Genomic DNA, 24140 nt, shown 5'->3' with positions numbered 1-24140 from the left:
CAGTTAACTATCTCATCTTCTGGCCCGATGATTGCCGAAGGTTTATAGTGACTGTAATTCGCATTTTGTTAAAAACCTGAAACTATGGAAAGCGAGGCTAAAGAAATAAAAGCAGGAACATCCCTCACTGTTGTTCTGCCTGGTCTTGGAACTGCAGGATTTCAATGGTTCTATAACGTCAGCAATACCGAATGTGTGGAAGTAAGACCCTATGATCACGCGGTAGATACATTCCGGCAAGAAGTAGGAACCAGCAATGAAGAGGCCTTTATCATCCATGGGAAAACCCCGGGACAAGCAAGCGTCTCCTTTGAACAAAGGCGCATCTGGGAAAAAGAAGGTCAGGCGATTAACGCCAGAAAATTAGAAATAACTGTTACCTGACCATTTTCCAATTCCAACTCCTCATAAAATGTCCCTCTTTAGAGCCCGATAGCTGTAAAAACAGTCTATCTCTTATGCATTTTAATTATTGAAATAAAAAATATATATCACCCTAACCACCCTTTTTTCTTTTCCATAAGTATTTACTGGTGAAAGTTAACTGTTGCTGGCGGAAGCTTCCTTCAGGGGCCTCCGGCATTGTGCATGGCTATAAGCCTATACCCTGCCAATTCATAGAGCTTAGTAAAATCATAAAAGACCGAAATCTATAATGACCGTTCATGAAGCGTATCTTTACAATTACCCTATTGTTCATCCATACCGGCATACAGTTATTGTCCGCGCAAACCTATACACCGGTACCGGTTACCGGGTTCAATGCTGACATTGTAGCTGAAGCAGGCACCAACGCTGTCGCCGTAACATCAACTGTAATAGACGGCAGCAATCACATCTTGCATACCCAGGCTTTTGCAGCAACGAATGGGATCGGCGGAGGTATTATCAACTCAGGCACCTTCATTAGCGGTACCCGTACTTACCAGATGAATCCGTACACCGGCCCGAACGCATTATATCTCTCTGCGGGTGGAAATGTTGCTAACTCCCTGCCTGCAGGCACCCTTACACTTGCTACACCCGCCAGCTTCAGCAAATTGAGCATACTGGCATTTGGTACCGAAAACAATAGTACCGTAACGGTAACATTAAACTATACTGACGGTACGTCTTCCAATGCAGGCACCCTCCAGATAAAAGACTGGTTCTTCGGAACACCGTTTATATTCAGTGGTATGGGCAGGTTAACCCGCACCACCACCTTCCCTACTGTAGATGGTCTTCCCAGCAACCCGAGGATGTACGCATTTGACTTTAATATTCCCTGCGCCGATCAGTCAAAGCTGATCAGGTCTGTTTCTTTTCTGTATATACAAGGCCCTAATATCAGCTCGAGAGCACTGATCATGGCGCTTTCCGGCGTACAGTATACACCGCTGACATATACGCACACTGTTACAGATGCCATCTGCGGAGGTGCGAGCGGCAGCATCGCCGTAAGTGCAACTGGCGGTACTGCTCCGCTAAGCTATTCATGGAACACCACTCCCGTACAGACTACTCCCACGGCCACAGGATTGGCGGCAGGTTTTTATACATTATCTATCAGAGATGGCAACAATTGTATTACCACTGTTACTGACACTGTAGACATGTCATCACTGGTCGCGCTCACAGCTTCTGCCAGCCCCGTTAAGATCTGTGCGGGAGAAACGGCTACGCTTTCAGCGACGGCTACCGGCGGCACTGCGGATAATTATTCATGGACGCCGGGGTCTGTTACAGGTAATACGATCTCCGTTACTCCAACAGATACTACGGCCTACATTGTTACCGCACAAGACGCCTTTGGCTGCGTGCTGAAAGATACCGTGGAAGTTGTTGTTAAACCTACACCTGTTGCCGATTTTTCTGTGCTGCCCGATGTAGTGTGCCTGGGCACCGGCCATACGCTGACATTTACTGGTACTGCGGGAACCGCGGCCACTTACGACTGGCATAACTTCTCAGGCGCTACTATACAAAGCGGCGCCGGTGCAGGTCCGTACGATATACGCTTTAATGCAGCAGGTAATTATCCCGTACAATTGCAGGTTACTGATGATGGTTGTGTGTCTGGTACAGCCACACATACTATCACCGTGTTACAACCGCCGACAGCCAGTTTCTCTGTCAGTAAAACACCTGTATGTGCAGGAGAAGCTACTACCATCAATTTCACGGGCGCCTATACAGGTAATGCTACTCCCCTCTGGAATTGGGGTGGTGGTGTTGTACAGAGTGGCAGCGGCTTCGGGCCTTATACTGTTACTTATCAGCAAAGCGGCACGATCAGTCTGATCGTACAGGATAATATATGCGCCGATACCGCCGCTTCAGTTACAGTAACTGCTGTTCCCATGCCGGTGGCTGATTTCACAACAGATCTGACCACAGGTTGTGCCCCAACAGAGATCAGCTTTGATAATCTTTCGCAGCTTGCAGATGCGTATGAATGGTCGCTCGGCAACGGCTACCAGACCAACGAAACTGATCCTGTATACAGTTACAATACACCCGGCACTTACACTGTTACCCTGAAAGCTATCTCACAAGGACAGTGCTCAACAACCGTTACCAAAACCGCATTGATCAATATACTGACCCCACCTGTTGCTGCATTCAGTGCTGCGCCGGGAGCCAATACTCCGGTGGAGTTCAAGAACGGTATATTCACCTTTAACAACACCTCACAGTTTGCATTGGAATATACCTGGGATTTTGGAGATGGCACTACATCCATTGCCGAAGATCCGGAGCATAAGTACGAACTGCCCGGCAGTTACAGAGTGACACTATATGCGAAGAATGATATTGGCTGTACGGATAGTATCAGCCATGCATGGTATATCGTCGTTCCCGACCTCGTGCTGGAAATTCCAAACGTGTTCAGTCCGAACGGAGATGGTATCAATGACCGCTGGAGCATAGACGGCTTGAAAGCAAGACCTGCTGCTACGACAGAGATCTATAACCGCTGGGGACAGATCGTATTCACAGGGATCGGTTATACTCCCTGGGACGGCACCCGCGGCGGCAGACTGTTGCCAACAGGCACTTATTACTATGTCATCAAAACATCAGCAGATGAAAAGCCCTACACAGGATGGGTGGCGCTGCTACGATAATAAAATTTAGTATCAACCAAAAATACAATTGAATGAAACGTGTTCTTATTGTTGCCTCCATGCTGGTAATATGCGCCTGCAGGTTATACGCTCAAACCTATACGCCCATTGCCGTAACAGGTTTCAACAATGACGGAGTAGCTGAAACAGGCGTTAATGCCGAAGCCGTGACAACCACCGGACTTGACATCCAGCAGAAAATACTCTACACATTTGACTTTGCTGCCACCAACGGTTTGCAGGCAGGTATACCGAATGATGGTCTTTTTACCACAGGGCTGCGTACCTATCAGATGAATAATTATGCAGACAGCAACGTGCTCTATCTTTCCAAACTGGGCGGCGTGAGCAATACTGTTGGTACAGGCACACTGACGTTCACCACACCGGCCGCATATAGTAAGATAAGCCTGTTGTGCTTTTCTACTGAACAGAGTAGTACATTGGGCATCACTTTCAATTATACAGACGGTACCACATCGGCGCAGGTCGTTGCCAGTATCCTCGACTGGTTCGGGGGTATCAATCCTGTCTTCGACAGTTATGGCCGTATTCAAAGATTGCCAGCCGGTCCATACAACGTGGAAGGACTTGGCAGCAATGATCCGCGTATCTATTCCATAGACATTGCTCCTGCCTGTGAAAACCAGTCAAAGGATATAGCATCCATTACTATAGAATATTTGACAAGCGGTGGACCCAATAACGTGTCCAGAGCGGTCTTCCTCGCAGTATCAGGACAGGCTTATGTGCCCGTTACGGTAACTTCTGATGTAACGAAGGCTACTTGTGGCAACAGCGATGGTAGTATCACCATTTCGGCTACAGGTGGTGCATTCCCACTCACCTATTCCTGGAACACCACACCGGTACAGACCACGGGAACAGCTACAGACCTGCCTGCAGGTACCTATACCTGTACTGTGACAGATGCGAATGGTTGTCCTTCCGACTTTGCGGCAGATGTCAGCGAGGAATCCATGACACTCTTAAAAGCACTGGCCAAACCGGATAATATCTGTTCCGGCACTACAACCAAACTATATGCAATTCCTACCGGTGGCAGCATGAGGAGTTATACCTGGGAACCGGGTAATATCACTGATTCCAGTTTTACAGTTACGCCTGACACTACCACCACATTCAAACTGACCGGTGAAGATCAGAATGGCTGTCACGTGATAGACAGCATCAAAGTGACCGTCGTTAAAAAGCCGGCCGCACCACTGGTATCAGCACAAAGCATCTGTCCTGACAGTACAGCGGTTTTGAAAATAGACAACGCCACCACGCCTTTTACTTATAACTGGTATACTTACCCCTCCGGCGGTGATGTTGAAGGTCAGGGAGCCACTTATACAACACCTGCGGTGAATACGGAAACCACCTGGTATGTGGAGGCAGTAAACGGCCCTTGCAGCAGTGACCGGACGGCGGTGACCGTGACTCCTTATGACCGGGCCATTACACCTGTAGTAAAGGCCGGAGACATCACTACCAGCGGTGTTACTTTCACCTGGGACACGGTACCGGGGGCAACAGGCTACATCGTTTCTGTAGATGGAGGTGCTTACATTACGCCGAGTTCCGGCAACACCGGTACTTCGCACGTGGTGACCGGTATTACTAACCAGGAATCCATCTCCATCAAAGTGATCGCCCTCGGCCCTATCAGCTGCCAGAATAGTTTGCCTGGTCTCGCCTCAGCCAAACCTAAACCCGGGGAGATATTTATTCCGAACGCATTTACGCCCAACGGCGATGGCAAGAATGACTATTTCAAACCAGAAGGCACCACTATCTCAGCCATCAACATGAAGGTGTTCAACCAGTGGGGAGAACTGATCTACCAAACCAATCAGCTGACAGGCTGGAATGGTACTTATAATGGTAAGATGCAGCCTACAGGCGTATATACTTACACTGTAAGGATCACACTGAACAACAAGACTGAGTTAACAAGAAAAGGCGCCATCAATCTCCTGCGATAAACCTGGCACAGACCCGTTTTATTCAGGGCATCCTTAAAGGGCTACTACTTTAAGGATGCCCTTCTTTTTTCTATCCACCCCTTACTACCAAAAAAGATAGTAACTTTCGCAGGAAATATTTAACAATGGGGTACATGATTTCTGTCCATCTTTGCGTCGCCGGATGCATTCCGGTGCGATATGAGAGGCACAGGGTCGGACAGCGAAACACGTCATGTGCAAGATTTCGCAGGGACAAAGAAACCGTATCCATCATCATTATAAATAACTAAAAAGACACATTAAAGAGCAATCCCTTTACAGCGGTCTCTTATAAACATTCAAAAGTTTCGGATCTGACAATGAAAAAAGTAATTCTTGTAACCGGCGCCTCAACGGGCCTGGGCTTAGCTACCGCCACGGCACTTACTGCAGAAGGTCACACTGTATACGGCACCAGCCGGGATATAAAACGTATCAAAGACGTTCCCTTTAAACCGTTGCAAATGGATATTACTGATGATGCATCAGTAAATACTGCTATCGCAGCTATCATCAAAAATGAGGGACACATTGATGTCGTTGTCAACAATGCCGGTAATGGTATTGTAGGCCCCTTGTATGCTATGCCTGTAGAACAGGCCAAAAGGCAGTTCGAGGTGAATTTCTTTGGTATGGTACGCGTGAACAGCGCCGTTCTGCCTGGAATGATAGAGCGCAAGAAGGGCCTGATAGTACAGGTGAGTTCTCTGGGAGGCCTTTTCGGACTGCCTTATCAGGGTATGTACTGCGCTTCCAAGTTTGCGGTGGAAGGCTACTCACAGAGTCTCCGTATGGAATTACTGTATACCGGTGTGAAAGTGGCTGTTGTAAATCCGGGCGACTTCAAGACAGCTTTTACAGACAACCGTGAAAAGTTACCGTTCCCGATCGCGAACGAAAAGCTGAACAGGGACTTTGACACTGCAGTCAGCAATATGGGAAGAGACGAACAAAACGGTAGTCATCCGGATGTGGTGGCCAAAAAGATCTGTAAGATCATTGCGAAATCCAGCCCTGCACACAATTACCTGGTAGGCGCCCTGGGACAGACCATTGTGCCGACACTGAAGGCCATCCTGCCGGGAGGATTATTTACAAAACTGATGAATGACCACTATGGTATAAAATAGCGGTCATAGTACTACTGAAGATTGCCATATTTTGTACAGGGTTGATTAATAGCCATTTGCGCTTTAATCAACCCTTTTTTATGTTTGTAACCATCAGACAGCCCCGACTGTAAAAAACTTTGAATTTTACAACTATTCATTTGAATGAAACAATAAAACGAGCAGGATTCTTTTCACCTTTACATTACAATTTGAAGGTACTCAACGGACAAAAGACAGTTAAAAAAGAACCACGTATGACCAGTGGTTCTTTTTTTATAAAACGATCATAAAAATCATTGCTTCAAGATTCCTTCAAACTTTAAAACGAATTATGCAGTTGATATGAAAGTACTGCTCGTTGAAGATAATATGGAACTGGCCGCCAGCATTAGCAATTTCCTCGAAAAGGAAGGTTACCTGTGCGAAGTGAGTTATACCAGCAATGAGGCACATGATAAATTGGTTTCGTTTCAATACGACTGTGTGCTGCTGGATATAACATTGCCTGACGGCAATGGACTGGAATTGTTGCAGTTCATCCACCTGGAAAAGATCGACTGCTGTGTGCTGATCATTTCTGCCAGGAATTCATTGGATGATAAGATAACAGGACTGGAAGGCGGCGCCGACGACTATCTGACAAAACCTTTCCATCTTACAGAGCTACATGCCCGGCTTAGAGCTATTTACCGAAGGAAGAAACTGCAGGGAAGTAATATTATTACGTTCAACGAGATCACGCTGAATACAGATACGCTGGAGGCCATTGTGAACGATATCAAACTGGATGTAACACCGAAAGAATTTGACCTGCTGCTTTATTTTCTGGTCAACAAGAACAGGGTACTATCGCGTCAGTCTATTGCTGCCCATCTGTGGGGAGACTATACCGATAACCTGGCCAACTTCGACTTTGTGTACCAGCATGTCAAGAACCTCCGTAAGAAGATACATGCAGCAGAAGGCGGAGATTATATAAATACTGTATACGGATTAGGATACAAATTTAATACTGCCCTGTCATGAAACTGATCAACAAATTTACGCTATGGTATCTGTGCATCACACTGGCAGCAATGCTTGTCGGAGTAGCCATCGCTTACAACAAAGTAAAATCAGGTATTGACGAGGCAGAGATCAACAGGTTAAAAGTATATAATGATCAGATGGCGATGCAGATGCAGCGTGGTGTATCGCCGGATACTTACATGCGTGGCAGGCCTGCAGAGATCAAACTATTATTGAATGAGGTACCTGTAAAGAAATATGAGGTGTATGAGCATTCCTTTTACAATACTATGCTGCAACACAGGGAATGCCGGCTGACCGTTACCTCTTTCTATAAGATAAATGGTCACTACTACAGTATCGCCTCTTATAATTATATCACCAAGGCAAGGGAGATCCTGCGGGGATTAATGAGCTCCTTTATCTGGATCTTTGCCATCCTGCTGGTGCTGACGGTATTGTCAGCCCGCTTTGTATCGCGATTGATACTGGCGCCTTTTCACTTTACACTGAAAAAGGTGCGCGCGTTCAACCTGAAAGATAAAAAACCATTACAGCTGCCGGTGGTCAATGCAGCAGAGCTGAAAACGTTGAACAGCTTTCTGAATAGTATGACAGATAAGGCATTGGACGACTATCGTTCACTGAAGGAATTCACTGAAAATGCCTCTCATGAGTTACAGACACCGGTGGCGGTACTGCGCAATAAACTGGAGTTGCTGACAGAGTCTTATTTGCAGGGAAAAGGTCCGGATACTATTACCGGGCTGATAGCAGATATGCAGAATGCCATTGACAAACTTTCCAGGATCAATAGTTCTCTGACATTACTCGCCCGGCTGGAAAACAATGAATTTGGCAATAAACAGGCTATCTCGTTCAGCCAGCTGACCACAGAGGCATTACAGGGCTTTTCTGAACTGATAGACATGAAAGCCATTACGCTGGACACGAAGATCACGTCAGAGGTATCGGTACAATTACATCCTGCACTGACGGACATCCTGCTGGGCAATCTGCTGAGCAATGCGATCCGGCACAATATATACGGCGGTATTATCAGGGTACGGCTGTCGAAGGCGAAGCTGATCATCAGCAATACCGGCAATCCGCCGGAAGTGCCTACCACAGAACTGTTCAAACGTTTTAAAAAGGGCCGGAAGAATAGCGACTCCATAGGCATAGGCCTGGCCATTGTAAAACAGATCTGTGACGTCAATCATTTTAACATCCAATATGACTATGCCGACGGATGGCATACCATGCAAATAATTTTTGAGGAATCAACAGGGAGCACAATGTTACAGAAGGAAGAAGCCAACGCATTATTTCCTGAAAGACAACATTAGTGCTTATGGTCTAATGTTCAAGTATTATCATGCAAACAAAAAGAATCGTCGTGATCCTGTTCCTGCTGTTATGGCACGGATCTATGGAAGTATTACACGCACAGCAGGTGCTGACGTTGAAAGACGCGGTACAGACTGCACTTGCCAACTATGGATCTATCAAGGCAAAGGCTAACTACCTGAATGCCTCTAAATCCACCGTTACCCAGGCGAAGCGGGATTATCTCCCGAACCTTAACCTCTCCGCCCAGCAGGATTATGGTACCGTCAACGGGCAATTCGGGCCTTCCTATGGCCTGAATGGACTGGGAGTAGCTTCGTCAGGTCCTACCCTGCCTTCACAGAACTGGAATGCAGCTTTCGGCGGACTTTACCTCGCCAATGTCAACTGGGACTTCTTTGCTTTTGGCCGCGCCAAAGAAAGGATCAAGACAGCACAGGCAGCCGTGGCCAGAGACCAGGCAGACTGGGAACAGGAACAGTTCCAGCAATCCGTAAGAGTAGCCGGAGCATATCTTAATCTGCTGGCAGCACAACGCCTCACCCGGTCATGGCAGAACAACCTGGAACGCGCAGACACCTTCCGTGCGGTGGTGGTAACAAGGGCAAAGAACGGGCTCATTCCCGGCGTAGACTCTACACTGGCGAATGCCGAAGTATCCAACGCAAAGATCGCTTTAACAAAAGCAAAGGATGCAGAACAGACGCAGGCTAATCAGCTGGCGGTGCTGATGGGTGTAGCACCTACGGAATTTATACTCGATACACTGTTCATCAACCGTATTCCGGCAGCGCTGACCGATAGCGTTAGTGGCGCAGTACAGGGCCATCCTTTGCTGAAATACTACGAAAACCGCATCAGGCTGAGTGATGAACAGACGCGTTACATACACACCCTGAACTTCCCTGCGTTCTCCGTTTTCGGGGTGATGCAGACAAGAGGTTCCGGTTTCGACGCCAACTACATCACTGATCAGACAGCATACAATAAAGGTTACTGGGATGGTGTAAAACCTAACCGTAGCAACTATCTGCTGGGGGTAGGCGTAACCTGGAACATTACTTCCCCACTGCGGGTAAAACACCAGACGGCCTCCCAGAAATTCATATCAAAAGGCCTGCAGGATGAATATGAACTGGTACGCCAGCAGCTGACGGCACAGTTGTCACTGTCAGACACCAGGATCAAAAATGCGCTTGTCAATTATGCAGAAGCGCCCATACAGGTCAATGCAGCCACTGAAGCATACCAGCAAAGAACGGTACTATATAAGAACGGGCTGAATACGATAGTGGATGTGACACAGGTTTTTTACACGCTGAACCGTGCAGAAACAGATCGTGATATTGCCTACACCAACGTCTGGCAGGCCTTGCTGCTGAAAGCAGCTGCCACTGGCAATTTCTCTCTATTCATCAATGAATTCTAATTAAATGAACCTGATAAGATCAGCATTACGCAAACCCATATCCATACTGGTGATAGTGGCTGCCCTCTTCTTCTTCGGCATAGGCGCCGTAAGAACGATCAAGGTGGATATCTTTCCAAAACTGGACCTGCCGGTGATGTACATTGCGCACCCGTTCGGTGGATATACGCCCACCCAGATGGAGGCATATTTCGGCAAGCAGTATATCAACGTCCTGCTTTACGTAAACGGTATCAAAACCATTGAAACAAAAAATATACAGGGTCTCAGCCTGCTCAAGGTGAGTTTTTATCCGGGTACCAACATGGCACAGGCACAGGCAGAGCTAAGCGCCTTCTGTAACCGTATACAGGCCATCTTCCCGCCAGGATCACAGCCTCCCTTCATTATCCGTTTTGATGCTTCTACCCTGCCTGTAGGCGAGCTGGTATTGAGCAGTGAAAAACGTAACAATAACGAGCTGCTGGACCTCGCCAATACTTATGTACGTTCTTCCTTTACCTCCATTCCGGGTCTGGTATCTGCACCGCCCTTCGGTGGTAACTTACGTACTGTCGTGATCAAGGCAGATCCTGAACTGCTCCGTTCTCACAATATGACACCTGATCAGCTGGTGGAGGCACTGCGTATCAACAACCAGACCTCTCCATCCGGTAACGTACGTATTGGTGACATCAACTTCATCACACCTGCCAATACCGCTATCCGCACGGTAAAAGATTTTGAGAACATCCCATTATTCAAAGGTGGCGTGCAAAACCTCTATCTGCGCGACGTAGCAACAGTAGAAGATGGCGCGGATATTACCGCCGGTTATGCATTGGTGAACGGGCGCCGTTCCGTATATCTGAGTGTGGCAAAAGCAGGTGATGCATCCACCTGGGAAGTAGTGCAGAAATTGAAAAAGGCATTGCCGAAATTCCAGGCCCTGCTGCCGGAAGATGTAAAACTGACATATGAATTTGACCAGTCAGTATATGTGATCAACGCTGTAAAAAGCCTGATCAGTGAGGGTACCATTGGTGCGATCCTCACGGGGTTAATGGTACTACTCTTCCTTGGTGACCCGAGAGGTGCATTGATCGTGATACTGACCATTCCAACATCTATTATTGCTGCCGTGTTGTGTCTGAAAATAGCAGGACAAACCATCAATATCATGACCCTGAGCGGTCTGGCGCTGGCCATCGGTATCCTGGTGGATGAGAGTACGGTGACGATAGAAAATATTCACCAGCACCTGGATATGGGTAAGCCGAAAGGACTGGCCATCTGGGATGCCTGTAAGGAAATCGCTTTCCCGAAACTGCTCATCCTGTTCTGTATCCTGGCGGTATTTGCGCCGGCGTTCACCATGGGTGGCATTCCCGGATCATTGTTCCTGCCGCTGGCATTAGCGATCGGTTTTGCGATGATCATTTCTTACTTCCTGGCACAGACCTTCGTACCTATCATGGCCAACTGGCTGATGAAGGCACATGCACACGGACCAGACCACATCATGAGTAAGAAGGAACTGGCAGAAAAGGCTGACCAGAACAATAATGGTAAGTTATCCTTCTTCGAAAGAGTACGTAATCGTTTCATGCGTTTCATTGAGCGGATCATGCCTGCCCGTAAACTGATCGTATCAGTATACGTAATAGCCGGCATCGGATTAGTGATGCTGATGCTGAACACGATAGGAAGGGATGTATTGCCCCGTGGCAATGGCAGCCAGTTCCAGCTGAGAATACGTGCTCCGGAAGGAACCCGCGCTGAAAGAACAGAGGAGATCACTATAAAAACGGTACAGGCCATCAGAAGCATTGTAGGACCAGAGAATGTATCTATTTCATCTTCTTATGTAGGACAACACCCCGGACAATTCTCCATCAGTCCCATTTACCTGTTCATGCCTGGCCCACAGGAAGCGGTGATACAGGTTGCGCTGAAAGAGGATTATAAGGTTAATATGGACGAGCTGAAAGACAAGATCAGGGAAAGGATGAGGGCAGAATTGCCGGGTGTTATGCCTTCTTTTGAGCCGATAGAGCTGACAGATAAGATCCTGAGCCAGGGATCTCCCACTCCGATAGAGATCAGGCTCTCCGGCAGGAACAAGCAGCTCAACGAGCAATATGCAGCAAAGGTGATAGAGAAGCTGAAAAAGATCCCTTACCTGCGCGATGTACAGCTGGGACAGTCAACGAAATATCCTTCATTGAAGATCACAATCGACCGTGTACGCGCCGCTCAGTTGGGTGTGGATGTGAGTGATATTTCCCGTTCACTGATCGCTTCCACTTCTTCGTCCCGTTACACGGAGAAGAACATCTGGATAGATGAGAAGTCAAACCTGAGTTACAGTGTACAGGTACAGGTACCGGAAAATAAAATGACGGCCATCGAGGATATCGCGGAAATTCCGCTGCTGAGAAATGCCAGCAGACCGGTATTGAGTGATGTGGCCACTATCACCAGAGACACTACTTATGGTGAAGCAGACAACCTGGGCGCCATTCCATCCCTGTCCGTTACTGCCAACACGAGTAAAATAGATCTTGGTACCGCTACTGACGATGTAAACAAAGCCATTGCTTCTATAGGCGAGTTACCACGTGGTCTGACAGTAGAACTGATCGGTCTGAGCTCGACGCTTACAGAAACGCTGGACAGTCTGCAATCAGGATTGATTGTGGCAGTAGTAGTGATCTTCCTGATGCTGGCAGCCAACTTCCAGTCATTCAAGGTATCGCTGGTGGTACTGGCCTCTGTACCGGCAGTACTCATCGGTTCACTGACCTTACTGCTTATTACCGGGTCTACGTTGAACCTGCAGTCTTACATGGGTATCATTATGTCGGTGGGGGTATCCATATCGAACGCCGTACTGCTGATCACCAATGCTGAACAGCTGCGCCTGGGTAACAATAATGCTTTGCTTTCTGCGAAAGAAGCCGTAGCATTACGTCTCCGTCCGATCCTGATGACCAGTCTTGCAATGGTAGCAGGTATGATCCCGATGGCGAGCGGCTTTGGAGAATCCGGCGACCAGACATCTCCGCTGGGACGTGCGGTGATAGGTGGTCTGATCGCTTCTACCTTCAGCACCCTCTTCATTTTACCACTGGTATTTGCATGGGCGCAGGGCAAGGCTACCACACAGTCGGTATCACTCGATCCGGAAGATAAAGAAAGTAAAAACTATGTACCATCCTTACACGAATAATATGAATAGTCTAAAAGCACTTGCTATCACGATAATATGCAGTTTGCCTGCTACAATGCTGCTCAGCAGCTGCAGCCATACAGAAGGTAAATCAGAAACCAAGGAAGCTGCTGCGCCGGAAGAAGCGGCGGTATCAGCCGTGTCCCTCCAGAAAGGTAAATTGTCTTCCTCGCTGCAGATACCCGGTGAGCTCATCGCTTATCAGCAGGTGGATATCTACGCAAAGGTGAGCAGCTTTGTAAGAAAGCTGCATGTGGATGTAGGTTCTGAAGTGAGCACCGGCCAGCTGCTGGCTACCATGGAAGCGCCTGAGATCACTTCCCAGCTGGCGGGCGCCGAATCGAGGTTAAAGGCTCAGGAGGCAATATACCTGGCCAGTAAAGCGAACTATGATCGTTTATACAGCACCAGTCTGACACCGGGTACTGTATCAAAGAACGATCTTGATATAGCACTGGCCCGTCAGAACTCAGATAAGGCACAACTGGATGCCGCCAGGGCTTCTTACAGGGAGATCAGCGACACCAGGAACTACCTGGAGATCAGAGCGCCATTTTCAGGCGTTATAAGCGCAAGAAATGTGAGTGCGGGCGCTTATGTAGGTCCAACCGGAAAAGGCTCTGAATTCCCCTTATTTACCCTGCAGGAACAAAAGAAACTGCGTCTTGTGATCTCCGTTCCGGAAGCATATACCAGCTACCTGGCCAACAACAGCGAGGTAAAGTTCAATGTAAAGGCGTTTACAGGTAAATCATTCACCGCGAAAGTGAACCGTCTTTCCGGTGCTCTGGACAGCAGATTACGTTCACAGCGTATTGAGATGGATGTGATCAACAATGATAAAAAACTGTTACCCGGTATGATCGCAGAAGTGAACATTCCAATGAACAGCGCAGACAGTGCCTTCCTGGTTCCAAAGGCAGCAGTCGTTAATTCAACCCTGAATATATTCGTAGTAAGAGTGGTGAATGGGAAGGCCGAAAGAGTACAGGTGCAGACCGGACGTGAAGCAGATGGAAAAGTTGAAATATATGGAAGTAATCTCAACGAAGGCGACACCATTGTAGCTGCTGCCACCGAAGAGTTAAGAGACGGCGCAGAACTAAAGCATGTTAAATTAGGCAAGTAAAGAAAGGATGTTAAACAACGAAAAAGGCTGTCACATGCGGACAGCCTTTTTACATATATATAGGGAGCCGAATTACTATTGGATCAATACTTTCTTCGTATGCACCTCAGCACCGTTTGTTACCACCAGGATATAAAAACCGCTGGCAATATTGCCGGTAGCAAGTGATACCCGTTGTGTATTTGTTTTCTTATACGTTACCACTTTCTTGTTCACATCCAGTAACTGCACCTGCACTGGCTTGGATGGATCATATTTTTCTACCTGCACCGTCAGTGTACCTCCGCTCACAGATGGGTTCGGGAATACGCTGATACCGGTACTTTCCTCATGCGCTGCAGCTTCTGCCGGAGAAAGAGCAGAAACAACTACAGAAGACACCTTATCATTCCAGGTAGCGACATCCAGTAAGGGAACGTCTGAGGTGATAGTAGTGCTGGCGCCAGCGAAATTATCATCTGCATACAATACGATCTTATATCCGGGTGTAACTTTCAGGGAAGTAACATCATCATTACGCGCACCGAAGGCCCTTAACCGGGCCAGGTTATAACTGCCCGCGGGTAGATATACGCCATAGCCGCCATAGTTAATGTCCTGGAACAGGCTCACGGCTATGGGTTGCGGTGTGGAATAGGTGAAAGGATAGGTTTGCTGTGCCTGCACAAACTGTGATTCATATTGGCTTGTCCAGCCGAAAGCTGTTGTAGCCAGCGGTTTCAGATTCACACCTGCAGCAGCGCTCCAGAAATGTACAAACTCACCCATGTTCATACTGTTGTAGTTAGTACCGGACCTTGAAAAATACAGGGATAACTGTGTAAAATAGCGGTTCAACACCTGCGCACCACCGTACTGGTTATAGATGGGATAGAACCAGTCCCTGAACCAGGCAGTGTTAGCCCTTGGAAAGTTGTCGCGGGTAGCGGTAAAATCGTTATAGGCTGAGGTGGCCCTGCTTTCCAGACCTAAAGCCTTGTAAACATCATAAATGAAGATCTCCGCCCATTTACTGTCGCCCCATATGCCGAAGGCAGGAGAACCATGCATGTTCTTCCCTCCCAGTTCGACCAGGTGGGCCACTTCATGCGTAAGCAGGTTGTAATCGCCCTGCGTAGCGCTTGTCCACGGACCGGCGCCGGCATCGATCACATTCCTGTAGTCATGGCTGGCGTCGAAATAAGTGGATGGATGTCCTCCGCTGTATTTGCCCGTATGCAGAATAGCAAACATGTGCGGGTCGGTTCCAAAGGAACCATAGGTCTTCTTGGTGTAACGCCATACATCACCAAGAAACTGACGGGGCCAGGTGACGGAGCTACTTACGTCACCGTCGAAATAGAGGGCCAGGTCATTGTCGTAAAAAACACGTGAAACAATCTGGTTGTGTTCAAACCAGTGTTCCTGCCAGGTAGCAGGAGGAGTTTGTGCCTTTACCTGGATAACGGGAAATGCCAGGCTGGCCAGGAGTACCAATGCGTAGAACTTTTGCATAAAAAACGGGTTGAATGTGAGAAAAACTGCCGGACCATTTATCCGGCAGCGTTATATGAATAAAAAGGACTTATTGTATAACTATTTTCCTTGTGTAATTCTTCTTACCGTTTGTTACTATCAGCTATATTACCGGTGCTAATAGAAACGCTGGATGCATTTGCTTTCTTATAAACTACTGCGGTCCTGTTGGCACCCACCAGAGAAATTTTCATCGGAGCAGTAGCATCGCACACTCCAGCTTCCAGGCTACCGGCCATCAGTGCCAGCATGTAGAATTTTCGCATTCTGTTAATGGTTATGATGAGGGAAAAGAAATAACTAACAAAGAGAAGGACTACCGCGCTGGTAGCCCTTCTTTATAAATAACTTACTGGATCAGTACTTTGCTGGTATAAGTATTTTTACCATTGGTTACTGTCAGTATATAAAATCCGCTGGCCATATTACCTGTCGGGATGTTCACAACAGCGGCATTAGCTTTCTTATAAGCCACCACTTTCTTGTTCACATCAACAACAGCTACATTTACCGGCGCAGATGCATTGTATTTTCTTACGTTCACAACCAGCGTGCTGCCTTTCGCAACCGGGTTAGGATATACCAGGAGGCTGCCGTTAGCTTCAACACTCAGATCCGTTTTAGCGACTGGTTGTACAGCTGCTATCGTTTTAGCGGCCGCTGCACCAACGATGCCGTAGTTGAACTTCTCCCAGCCATCGATAGTAGGTCTGGTGCAGGTCATTTCAGCTACACCGTTCTCAGAAGAAACATACATACCATTGCTGCCACGCAGGGACACAGTACCATCACCGTTGTCGATCCAGTCAAACACTTCCCATCCCTGGACAGTTGGCCTGTTGCAGGTAATGCTCTTTTCACCATTTTCAGAAGAAACGAACAGCCCAGCATTGCTCAATGCAATTTTACCATTACCTGCATCGGTTACCAGGAACTGGTTCCAGCCCTGTACAATCGTGGCATTGGCCCACATAGCGCCAACACCGCCTTTAGAGCTAACATAGCCACCATTATTGCCCTGCAGCCAGATAGTTTTTCCGATAGGAGCAGTACCCGGGTTAGGATTGGGATCCGGACCAGGTGTAGTTGTATCGCCTCTCTGGAGTACTACTTCGTTGATGGCATTCAGGAGGGAATTAGCACCGGTTACATCCTGAGAAAGTTCCCAGATCATGATACCGCCGCCCTGATCAAATGCCAGGTTAGTTTTAGCCTTGATGGTAGGAATACCGTTGTAACCTACACCCTGGTAAGTGTCGGCATTAGGGCTGGCGCCTCTTAGCAACAACTGAGCATAAGACTCCCAGCTTGGTCTGCCATAGAAAGGCACACCCAGGATAGCTTTTTCCTTAGGTAAGCCGCGGCCTGTCCAGTAAGCGAGTGAACGCTGTGCATAGCTGTATGTAGAATGTTGATAGTCGTTCTCATCATATGCCATCAATGTCAGATAATCTACCAGCGGGAATACACTACTGAGGATGCTGGCACCATTTGCACCAACTACAGCAGCCGTCAGTGATTTGCCACGGCTATGCAGCTGGTTGGACAGTTCTGTCATCAGCAGTACGTAGTTATTCGCAGAAGTACCATTGTCAGGGTATTCCCAATCAATATCTGCGCCGTCCAGGTTATACTGGTTTACGAAAGCAACTACTGCATTTACGAAAGTAGTACGGGAACCTGCGTTAGCAGCCAGGTTTTCAAAACCCTGATCATTACCGTCATTCCATCCGCCGATGGAGATAGATACTTTCACACCCGCAGCATGTGACTGAGAGACCAGTGCCCGCAGGGCGGTTGGATTATCCAGCGCCTGTAAAGTACCGTTATTGTTAGGCAGGATGAATGCATAGTTGATATGGGTCAGTTTATTGTAAGGCACTACTGTAGTGCTTGGGCTGCCGGCCCATCCTGGCCAGTAACCAACTACCTTGAATTTATTTGGTGCAGGATTGTTTACACTTGTGTCAGGATCCTCAACGGGAGGATTATTGCCTACAACGCCGAAAGCAAATGCTTCCCATCCCTGTACGGTTGGTCTTGTACAGGTCATTGCCTGCTGGCCGTTTTCAGAAGAAATGTACAAACCATTGCTACCTCTGAGCGCTACTTTACCATCTGCGGTTTCCATCCAGTCGAATTTCTCCCATCCCTGGATAGTAGGTCTGTTACAGGTAATGGCCTGCTCTCCGTTCTCAGAAGAAACGTAGTTACCGGTATTGCCTTTAAGCGCCACCTTACCGTCACCGGCGTCTACTACCTGAAACAGTTCCCATGCCTGAGCAGCATCAGCATCGCACCACATAGCGCCTACGCCATTTTTGGAGGTAACGTATTTGCCATTGAAGCCCTGCAGCCATACAGTTTTGCCGATAGGTGCATTAGGAGAGCTTTTGCCCGGAGCAACCGCTGCGATGGAGTTTAAGTTCTTTACGTTGTTGGCAAATTTGATATTGTTCAACACAGCGCCCATATTAGCAGCGCCGTCCACCAGGTAAGGAGGAGGAATACGCAGCAGTGCCGCATTCTCACCGGAGTCAAAACGTTTGTAGGTCCAGTTGAACCAACCCACTCCGGCAGTATTCATGGCCGCGATATTAGCACGCATCCAGTCAGCGCTGTTCTCACCGGTTTCACCTACTACTACAGGTACGTTGTGCGTGTTACGGAAATTATTGATGTTACCCAGTTCATTGATCTGGTTAGGATCGCCACCAGTGGTGGTAGGAGAAGTAGAAGTACCGTAACGGTGAGCATTGTACACCAGGTTACTCCTGTTGGTGAATGTAAATGGCTCCAGGTAATTATACTGGTTACCCCAGCCGTTACCTTCAATCATGAGCAGGTGTGTATCCCCCTGTGCACGGATAGCGTTGATCAGTCTTTCAAAGAGCGCATGGATCTGCTGATTTGTAGGTACGTGGTTAGGCTCATTGATCAGGTCATAGAAAGCGATCCTGTCATCGTTGATATAACGTGCAGAAATACGCTGCCATAAGCGTACGGTGATATCCTGATAAATAGGTTTGTTCCACAGGTCATTGCCCACAAATGCATCAGCAATGTTAGCATCAGTACCGGCAGCACCAGGAGCGGCATGCAGGTCCAATACAACGTACATCTTGTGCGCAGCGGCCCATTTCAGTAAACTGTCTGTCAGACGGAAACCTTCCAGGTTTGCATCATTAAACAGCTGGTTGCTGTTGTACCAGGTGGTCAGCGAATTAACATAACTGTTGTAGGTTGAAAAGTTACGCGCTACACCATTTCTGACTGCACGCTGTGCAGGTGTCAGGAACAGATCGTAGTGCAATGGCAGACGGATACTGTTGAAACCCAGGGAAGCGATGTAATCAACATCCGCTTTGGTGATAAAGTTATCACGCCAGCTCTGGTAGAAGGCTTCGACAGCGGCATCGCTCTGCCCCTGGTCGTAGAGCCCTTTTTTAACAGACCATTGGGTGCCGCCACCACCGGGTCTCATCATGTATCCTTCCTGCAATAACCAACCACCGACGTTGATCCCTTTAAAGATCACTTCCTGGTTATTGGCATTGACAATACGTTTCCCATCGGCCCGTAAGCGGGTCAGCTGGGAATAGGCCTGCCCGGCCCCAAGACACAGGGCGAGCAAAAGCAGTGAACAGAATAATCTTAGTTGACGCATGCTTCGTGGAATGACGCACAACCGGTTTGTGTAATGGATCTTCATAGAGGGTATTTAAGGTTTTCATATAGAAAATGGCTTGGCTACCGGCTAGGTAAAGCCAGGCTGACATAGACGTCGCACAAGAAAGGATTGGGTACCACGCAAACGATTACTTTTTTTGGCGAACAACAATAATCAACTGATGATCAATGAAATAATTTTCATGAAAATATAGGTGTTATAACGACGTTTATGAGGGGCAGGCAATATCGTGTTGCAGGAAGGTCAATGAAGATAAAGCGCGGGGGGTTATGAATGAACAATTGCCCCGCGGTGATGGTAATGGGGGACAGAGCAGCTGTTTTAAATGGTCAGTGAGATCAAAGTTGTTTTGCTATAAATGAGCAACTCCTCCGGTGCGCTGATCCCGCGCAGGCATGGAGGAGTTGTTTTATTGCAATGAGATAATCTCAACAATTAGTCTTCGTCAATTAACTTAATACCTGTCTGGGTAAAGATGATCTTGCGTTGTTTATACAGGGCGCCGGTAGTCATCTTGAAAGTTTTCTTACTCATGCTGAAGAACTCATAGATCTCTTCGGGATCTGACTTGTCATGGTAAGGCAGGTAGCCATTATTTTCCTTCAGCAGGCGTAGTATCTTATCTGCTTCACTTTCTACCCTGTCATAACCTGGCTTGCCGGTTACCACGTCTATTTTATCGCCTTTGATGGATTTGATGAAGCCTTTCAGTTTATCTCCTATATCCACGGGCCCGAATACCTCGCTGTAATGCAGGATACCTGTATGCTGGTTATTAATGATTACAACAAAACCGATCTCTGAGCGGCGGTATACGATCATATCCACAACGTCCAGCTCTTTTACCGTCAGGTTTTCATTGCTCAGATAAGGGTCTATTTTCTCGGTTGCCGCCACCCTGCCGGTCAGTTCGTCCAGGTAGATCTTTACGAGGTAATCCTGTCCGGGATGCATTTTGCTGATCTGTTTGGATGCAGGTACAAACAGGTCTTTCATCAGTCCCCAGTCGAGGAAGGCGCCCTGTTCCGTCGCACCGGTTGCTTTCAGGTTGACAATATCGCCTACAACACCGTATGGTTCCTGGTTGGTAGCCGTCAGCCTGTTCTCTGAATCATGGTAAATGAATACTCTCAGTTCATCTCCTTTTTTAGCGCCCTGTGGTACGAATCGTTTAGGCATCAGGATCTCCTGTTCTCCCCCATCCAGGAACAAACCAAACTCACTCTCTTTCTTAACCCGTAACAGGTTGTATTCACCGACTTTATACATGTAATCTCTTATTTAGCCGCAAATGTACAACTACTTTCCCTTGTTCGCTCTCATCATAGCAGGGTAATCCTGTTTCCGCGCCAGGGCAGTTACTGCCTGGGCAATACGTTTGGCTTTGGTAGGTTCGGTTTTGGCGCTTTCAATCCATTTCATGAAATAGTTCCTATGCCCTTTTGCAAGACTATTAAAGAATGCCAGGGCCTCCGGCTCATCCGCCAGGCATTCCATCAGTTCCGGCGACGAAACAGGCTCCGGATTATCATCCTCTTCGATCTGTACTGCGAGCTGGGCTCCTGCCCTTTTGGCGATAGCTTTGCGCATCTCCGCATTTACCGGCATAATAAATGATCCATCGCCCATTGGCATCAGCGCCACCGCCTCAATTGTATGTTTATCCAGCTTTCCTTTTACGCGGAAAGACTTCTTGTTTCCCGGCTTCAGCTCCTGAGCAATGTCTTCGGGAATAACGATATACGTCCAACCTGTCTTCTCGCCCTGCTTGTCAAATTTCAACATGGTAGCAGTATACTTAACCATCTTGCTTTTTTTTGCTAACTTACTTAATACCTTTGAATTTTAACAATTATAGAAATCGCATTATGCTTGTCTGTGAAACATCCAGATTAATTGTCCGCCAGTTTACCATTGACGATGCACCCTTTATTTTCCGGCTGTTAAATACTGAAATCTGGCTCACTTATATCGGAGACAGGAACATTAAAGGAATAGACGACGCCCGCAGCTATCTGGTGAACGGACCGCTGGCCAGTTATGACCGTTATGGATTCGGACTATATCTTGTGGCACTGAAAGATGAGCGTACACCTATAGGTATGACAGGGCTGATCAAAAGGAACGGGCTGGAAGAAGTAGACATAGGGTTCGCCTTTCTTCCCGAATATACCGGAAAGGGCTATGCTTACGAGGCAGCCAGCGCCGTAAAGGATTACGCCTTAACAAGCCTGCATCTGCCCCGTGTAGCAGCTATTACAACAGAAAAAAATGAACATGCGATCACCCTGCTGAAGAAGATAGGCCTTCATCACGAGAAGATGGTGTACTTACCAGGGAGTAGCACAGCATTCATGTACTTCATCAATTAATTAACCTGTCAGTGCATCAATTTATGCTGCAGAACGATTACTGAACGTGCATCCACCGTTATCACTCCTTCACCGGAATATACTTCCTCTCCGGCTGTTATCTGCAGATCCTTTGTATCCAGCATCTTCTTCCAGTTATGACCATATTTCTCGTGTGGTAGCCTGAAGTCGAGCGGCTCATAATGGGCATTGAAGATAATATAGAAGCTATCATCGACGATCTGCTCTCCTTTCGGACCGGAAGCATGCAGGCCTTTTCCGTTAAAGAATACAGCCATCGACTTTGCGAAATCATGGCTCCAGTGTTCGTCAGACATTTCAGAGCCATCCGGCAGGAACCAGGCAATATCTTCCAGGCCTATTCCTTTAATAGGTTGCCCCTGGAACCAGCGCCTGCGACAGAAGGCAGGATGTGCTTTCCGCAGGGCTATCAGCTGACGGGTAAACTGCAGCAGATCATTATCGATCTCTTTCCAGTTAAGCCAGGAGATCTCATTATCCTGGCAATAACCATTGTTGTTCCCCTGCTGGGTACGGCCCAGTTCATCGCCAGCCAGGATCATCGGAACGCCCTGCGATAATAACAGGGTAGCAAAGAAATTACGTTGCTGCCTGCGCCTCAGCGCCAGTACTGTTTCATCATCCGTAGGACCTTCCACTCCACAGTTCCAGGAACGGTTATGGTCTTCCCCATCAGTATTATTATCCAGGTTGGCTTCATTATGTTTGTCATTGTAAGCAACCAGGTCGTGCAGCGTGAATCCATCATGAGCGGTTACAAAATTGATGCTGGCAGTCGGGCTGCGATAGTCATTCTTATAAAGGTCAGAGCTGCCGGTAAACCGTTCTGCAAACTCACCCAGCATACTATCGGCCCCTCTCCAGTAATCACGGATACAATCCCGGTATTTGCCATTCCACTCTGCCCATCCCGGCGGAAATTTACCTACCTGGTAACCACCTTCACCAATGTCCCAGGGTTCAGCTATCAGTTTCACCTGTGAGATAACGGGGTCCTGGTAGATGATATCAAAGAAAGCACTCAGGCGGTTCACCTCATGCAGTTCGCGGGCAAGTGTGGACGCCAGATCAAAGCGGAAGCCGTCTACATGCATATCCAGGATCCAGTAACGCAGGCTATCCATCATTAGTCTTAACACATTGGGCAGGTAGGCATTCAGCGTGTTGCCGGTACCTGTATAATCCATGTAGAAGCGTTTATCTTCCGTAAGTCTGTAGTAAGAGGCATTGTCAATACCCCTGAAAGACAAAGTTGGCCCAAGGTGATTCCCCTCTCCGGTATGATTATACACCACATCCAGGATCACTTCTATACCCGCCTGGTGTAATACTTTCACCAGCTGTTTGAATTCAGTTACCTGTTGTCCGAGTACGCCGCTGGCAGCATACCTGGCATCAGGGGCAAAGAAACCGATAGTATTGTATCCCCAGTAATTGGTCAGCCCTTTATCCACCAGGTGTCTGTCTGCCACAAAATGGTGTACAGGCATCAGCTCAATGGCTGTAATACCTAGTTCCTTCAGGTAATTAATGGTAACAGGATGAGCCATGCCGGCATAGGTACCTCTGATGTCTTCCGGTATATCCGGATGCTGTTTGGTAAAGCCTTTGACATGTGCCTCGTAGATGATGGACTCGTTATAAGGGATCCTGGGAGGCTTATCACCTTCCCAGTCAAAAGAGTCATCTATCACAACACTTTTAGGTATAAACGGAACACTGTCCACATCACTGAAACTCAGGTCTTCTTCCGGGTCATTCATCTTATAACCAAATAGTGCGTCACTCCAGTTGATCGTACCGGCGATGGCCTTGGCATATGGGTCTATCAGTAACTTCTTTGGATTGAACCGATGTCCATTCTGCGGCTCATATGGACCATGTACGCGGTATCCGTATAGCTGTCCGGGTTTTACACCAGGAAGATAGCAATGCCATACCTGATAGGACCGCTCCTTGATCTTTACTTTTACAGCTTCCGCCTCATCGGCAGTGGTATTAAACAAACACAGTTCCACTCCTGTAGCGTTATCTGCATACAGGGAAAAATTTACTCCTTTACCGTCCCAGGTAGCACCTAATGGATAAGGGCTTCCAGGATAAACAACAGTCTGGTTCATAATGGATGATTGGCCTCCCACTTTCCCTTCCCATTGTCAGGAAGGGAAAGCCAGGAGTAT

General features: G+C 47.7%; 16 protein-coding genes. 10 read left to right on the top strand and 6 right to left on the bottom strand.

Annotated features, from left to right (window positions below; translation table 11 throughout):
- The first annotated feature begins 84 nt into the window (after positions 1-84).
- The 9 genes from L3C95_RS08895 (at position 85) to L3C95_RS08855 (ending at position 14361) form a co-directional block, all read left to right on the top strand.
- Positions 85-384 (top strand): protease inhibitor I42 family protein, encoded by a 300-nt coding sequence (locus L3C95_RS08895; protein WP_236386862.1) that lies wholly within the window; start codon positions 85-87, stop codon positions 382-384.
- 281 nt (positions 385-665) lie between these two features.
- A complete protein-coding gene (locus L3C95_RS08890) occupies positions 666-3110 on the top strand; it encodes a PKD domain-containing protein (protein WP_236386860.1) in 2445 nt (814 codons plus the stop codon).
- Between the two features lie 32 nt (positions 3111-3142).
- On the top strand, positions 3143-5101 hold the full coding sequence (locus L3C95_RS08885) for a gliding motility-associated C-terminal domain-containing protein (RefSeq protein WP_236386858.1): 1959 nt from the start codon (positions 3143-3145) through the stop codon (positions 5099-5101).
- A 341-nt stretch (positions 5102-5442) separates the two neighbouring features.
- Positions 5443-6252: an SDR family oxidoreductase gene (locus tag L3C95_RS08880; protein WP_236386857.1), complete on the top strand. Its 810-nt coding sequence runs from the start codon at positions 5443-5445 to the stop codon at positions 6250-6252.
- Positions 6253-6576: 324 nt separating this feature from the next.
- On the top strand, positions 6577-7260 hold the full coding sequence (locus L3C95_RS08875) for a response regulator transcription factor (RefSeq protein WP_236386855.1): 684 nt from the start codon (positions 6577-6579) through the stop codon (positions 7258-7260).
- A complete protein-coding gene (locus L3C95_RS08870) occupies positions 7257-8591 on the top strand; it encodes a sensor histidine kinase (RefSeq protein ID WP_236386852.1) in 1335 nt (444 codons plus the stop codon). The genes L3C95_RS08875 and L3C95_RS08870 overlap by 4 nt, the downstream gene beginning before the upstream one ends.
- 29 nt (positions 8592-8620) lie before the next feature.
- On the top strand, positions 8621-10021 hold the full coding sequence (locus tag L3C95_RS08865) for a TolC family protein (protein WP_236386851.1): 1401 nt from the start codon (positions 8621-8623) through the stop codon (positions 10019-10021).
- A gap of 4 nt (positions 10022-10025) precedes the next feature.
- The gene (locus L3C95_RS08860) at positions 10026-13232 is read left to right on the top strand and encodes an efflux RND transporter permease subunit (RefSeq protein ID WP_236386849.1); all 3207 of its coding nucleotides are present in this window, start codon (positions 10026-10028) and stop codon (positions 13230-13232) included.
- Between the two features lies 1 nt (position 13233).
- Positions 13234-14361 (top strand): efflux RND transporter periplasmic adaptor subunit, encoded by a 1128-nt coding sequence (locus L3C95_RS08855; RefSeq protein WP_236386848.1) that lies wholly within the window; start codon positions 13234-13236, stop codon positions 14359-14361.
- Positions 14362-14436: 75 nt separating this feature from the next.
- Here the strand turns inward: L3C95_RS08855 and L3C95_RS08850 are convergent, their stop codons facing one another.
- The 5 genes from L3C95_RS08850 to L3C95_RS08830 form a co-directional block, all read right to left on the bottom strand.
- A complete protein-coding gene (locus L3C95_RS08850; protein WP_236386846.1) occupies positions 14437-15855 on the bottom strand; it encodes a T9SS type A sorting domain-containing protein in 1419 nt (472 codons plus the stop codon).
- Between the two features lie 104 nt (positions 15856-15959).
- Positions 15960-16142: a hypothetical protein gene (locus L3C95_RS08845; protein WP_236386845.1), complete on the bottom strand. Its 183-nt coding sequence runs from the start codon at positions 16140-16142 to the stop codon at positions 15960-15962.
- Between the two features lie 83 nt (positions 16143-16225).
- Positions 16226-19543 (bottom strand): glycosyl hydrolase family 18 protein, encoded by a 3318-nt coding sequence (locus tag L3C95_RS08840; protein WP_236386843.1) that lies wholly within the window; start codon positions 19541-19543, stop codon positions 16226-16228.
- A gap of 459 nt (positions 19544-20002) precedes the next feature.
- Complete coding sequence (locus L3C95_RS08835) at positions 20003-20836, bottom strand: S1 RNA-binding domain-containing protein (protein WP_236386841.1); 834 nt, start codon at positions 20834-20836, stop codon at positions 20003-20005.
- A gap of 30 nt (positions 20837-20866) precedes the next feature.
- On the bottom strand, positions 20867-21373 hold the full coding sequence (locus L3C95_RS08830) for a YdeI/OmpD-associated family protein (protein WP_236386839.1): 507 nt from the start codon (positions 21371-21373) through the stop codon (positions 20867-20869).
- A gap of 62 nt (positions 21374-21435) precedes the next feature.
- On the opposite strand from L3C95_RS08830, the gene L3C95_RS08825 reads away from it, so the two are divergent.
- The gene (locus L3C95_RS08825) at positions 21436-21939 is read left to right on the top strand and encodes a GNAT family N-acetyltransferase (protein ID WP_236386837.1); all 504 of its coding nucleotides are present in this window, start codon (positions 21436-21438) and stop codon (positions 21937-21939) included.
- An 8-nt stretch (positions 21940-21947) separates the two neighbouring features.
- Here the strand turns inward: L3C95_RS08825 and glgX are convergent, their stop codons facing one another.
- A complete protein-coding gene (gene glgX, locus L3C95_RS08820; RefSeq protein ID WP_236386835.1) occupies positions 21948-24080 on the bottom strand; it encodes a glycogen debranching protein GlgX in 2133 nt (710 codons plus the stop codon).
- Positions 24081-24140: the final 60 nt, after the last annotated feature.

The organism is Chitinophaga filiformis (assembly GCF_021646545.1).
GTDB classification, from domain to species: Bacteria; Bacteroidota; Bacteroidia; order Chitinophagales; family Chitinophagaceae; genus Chitinophaga; species Chitinophaga filiformis_A.
This window is presented reverse-complemented; position numbering and strand designations above follow the sequence as displayed.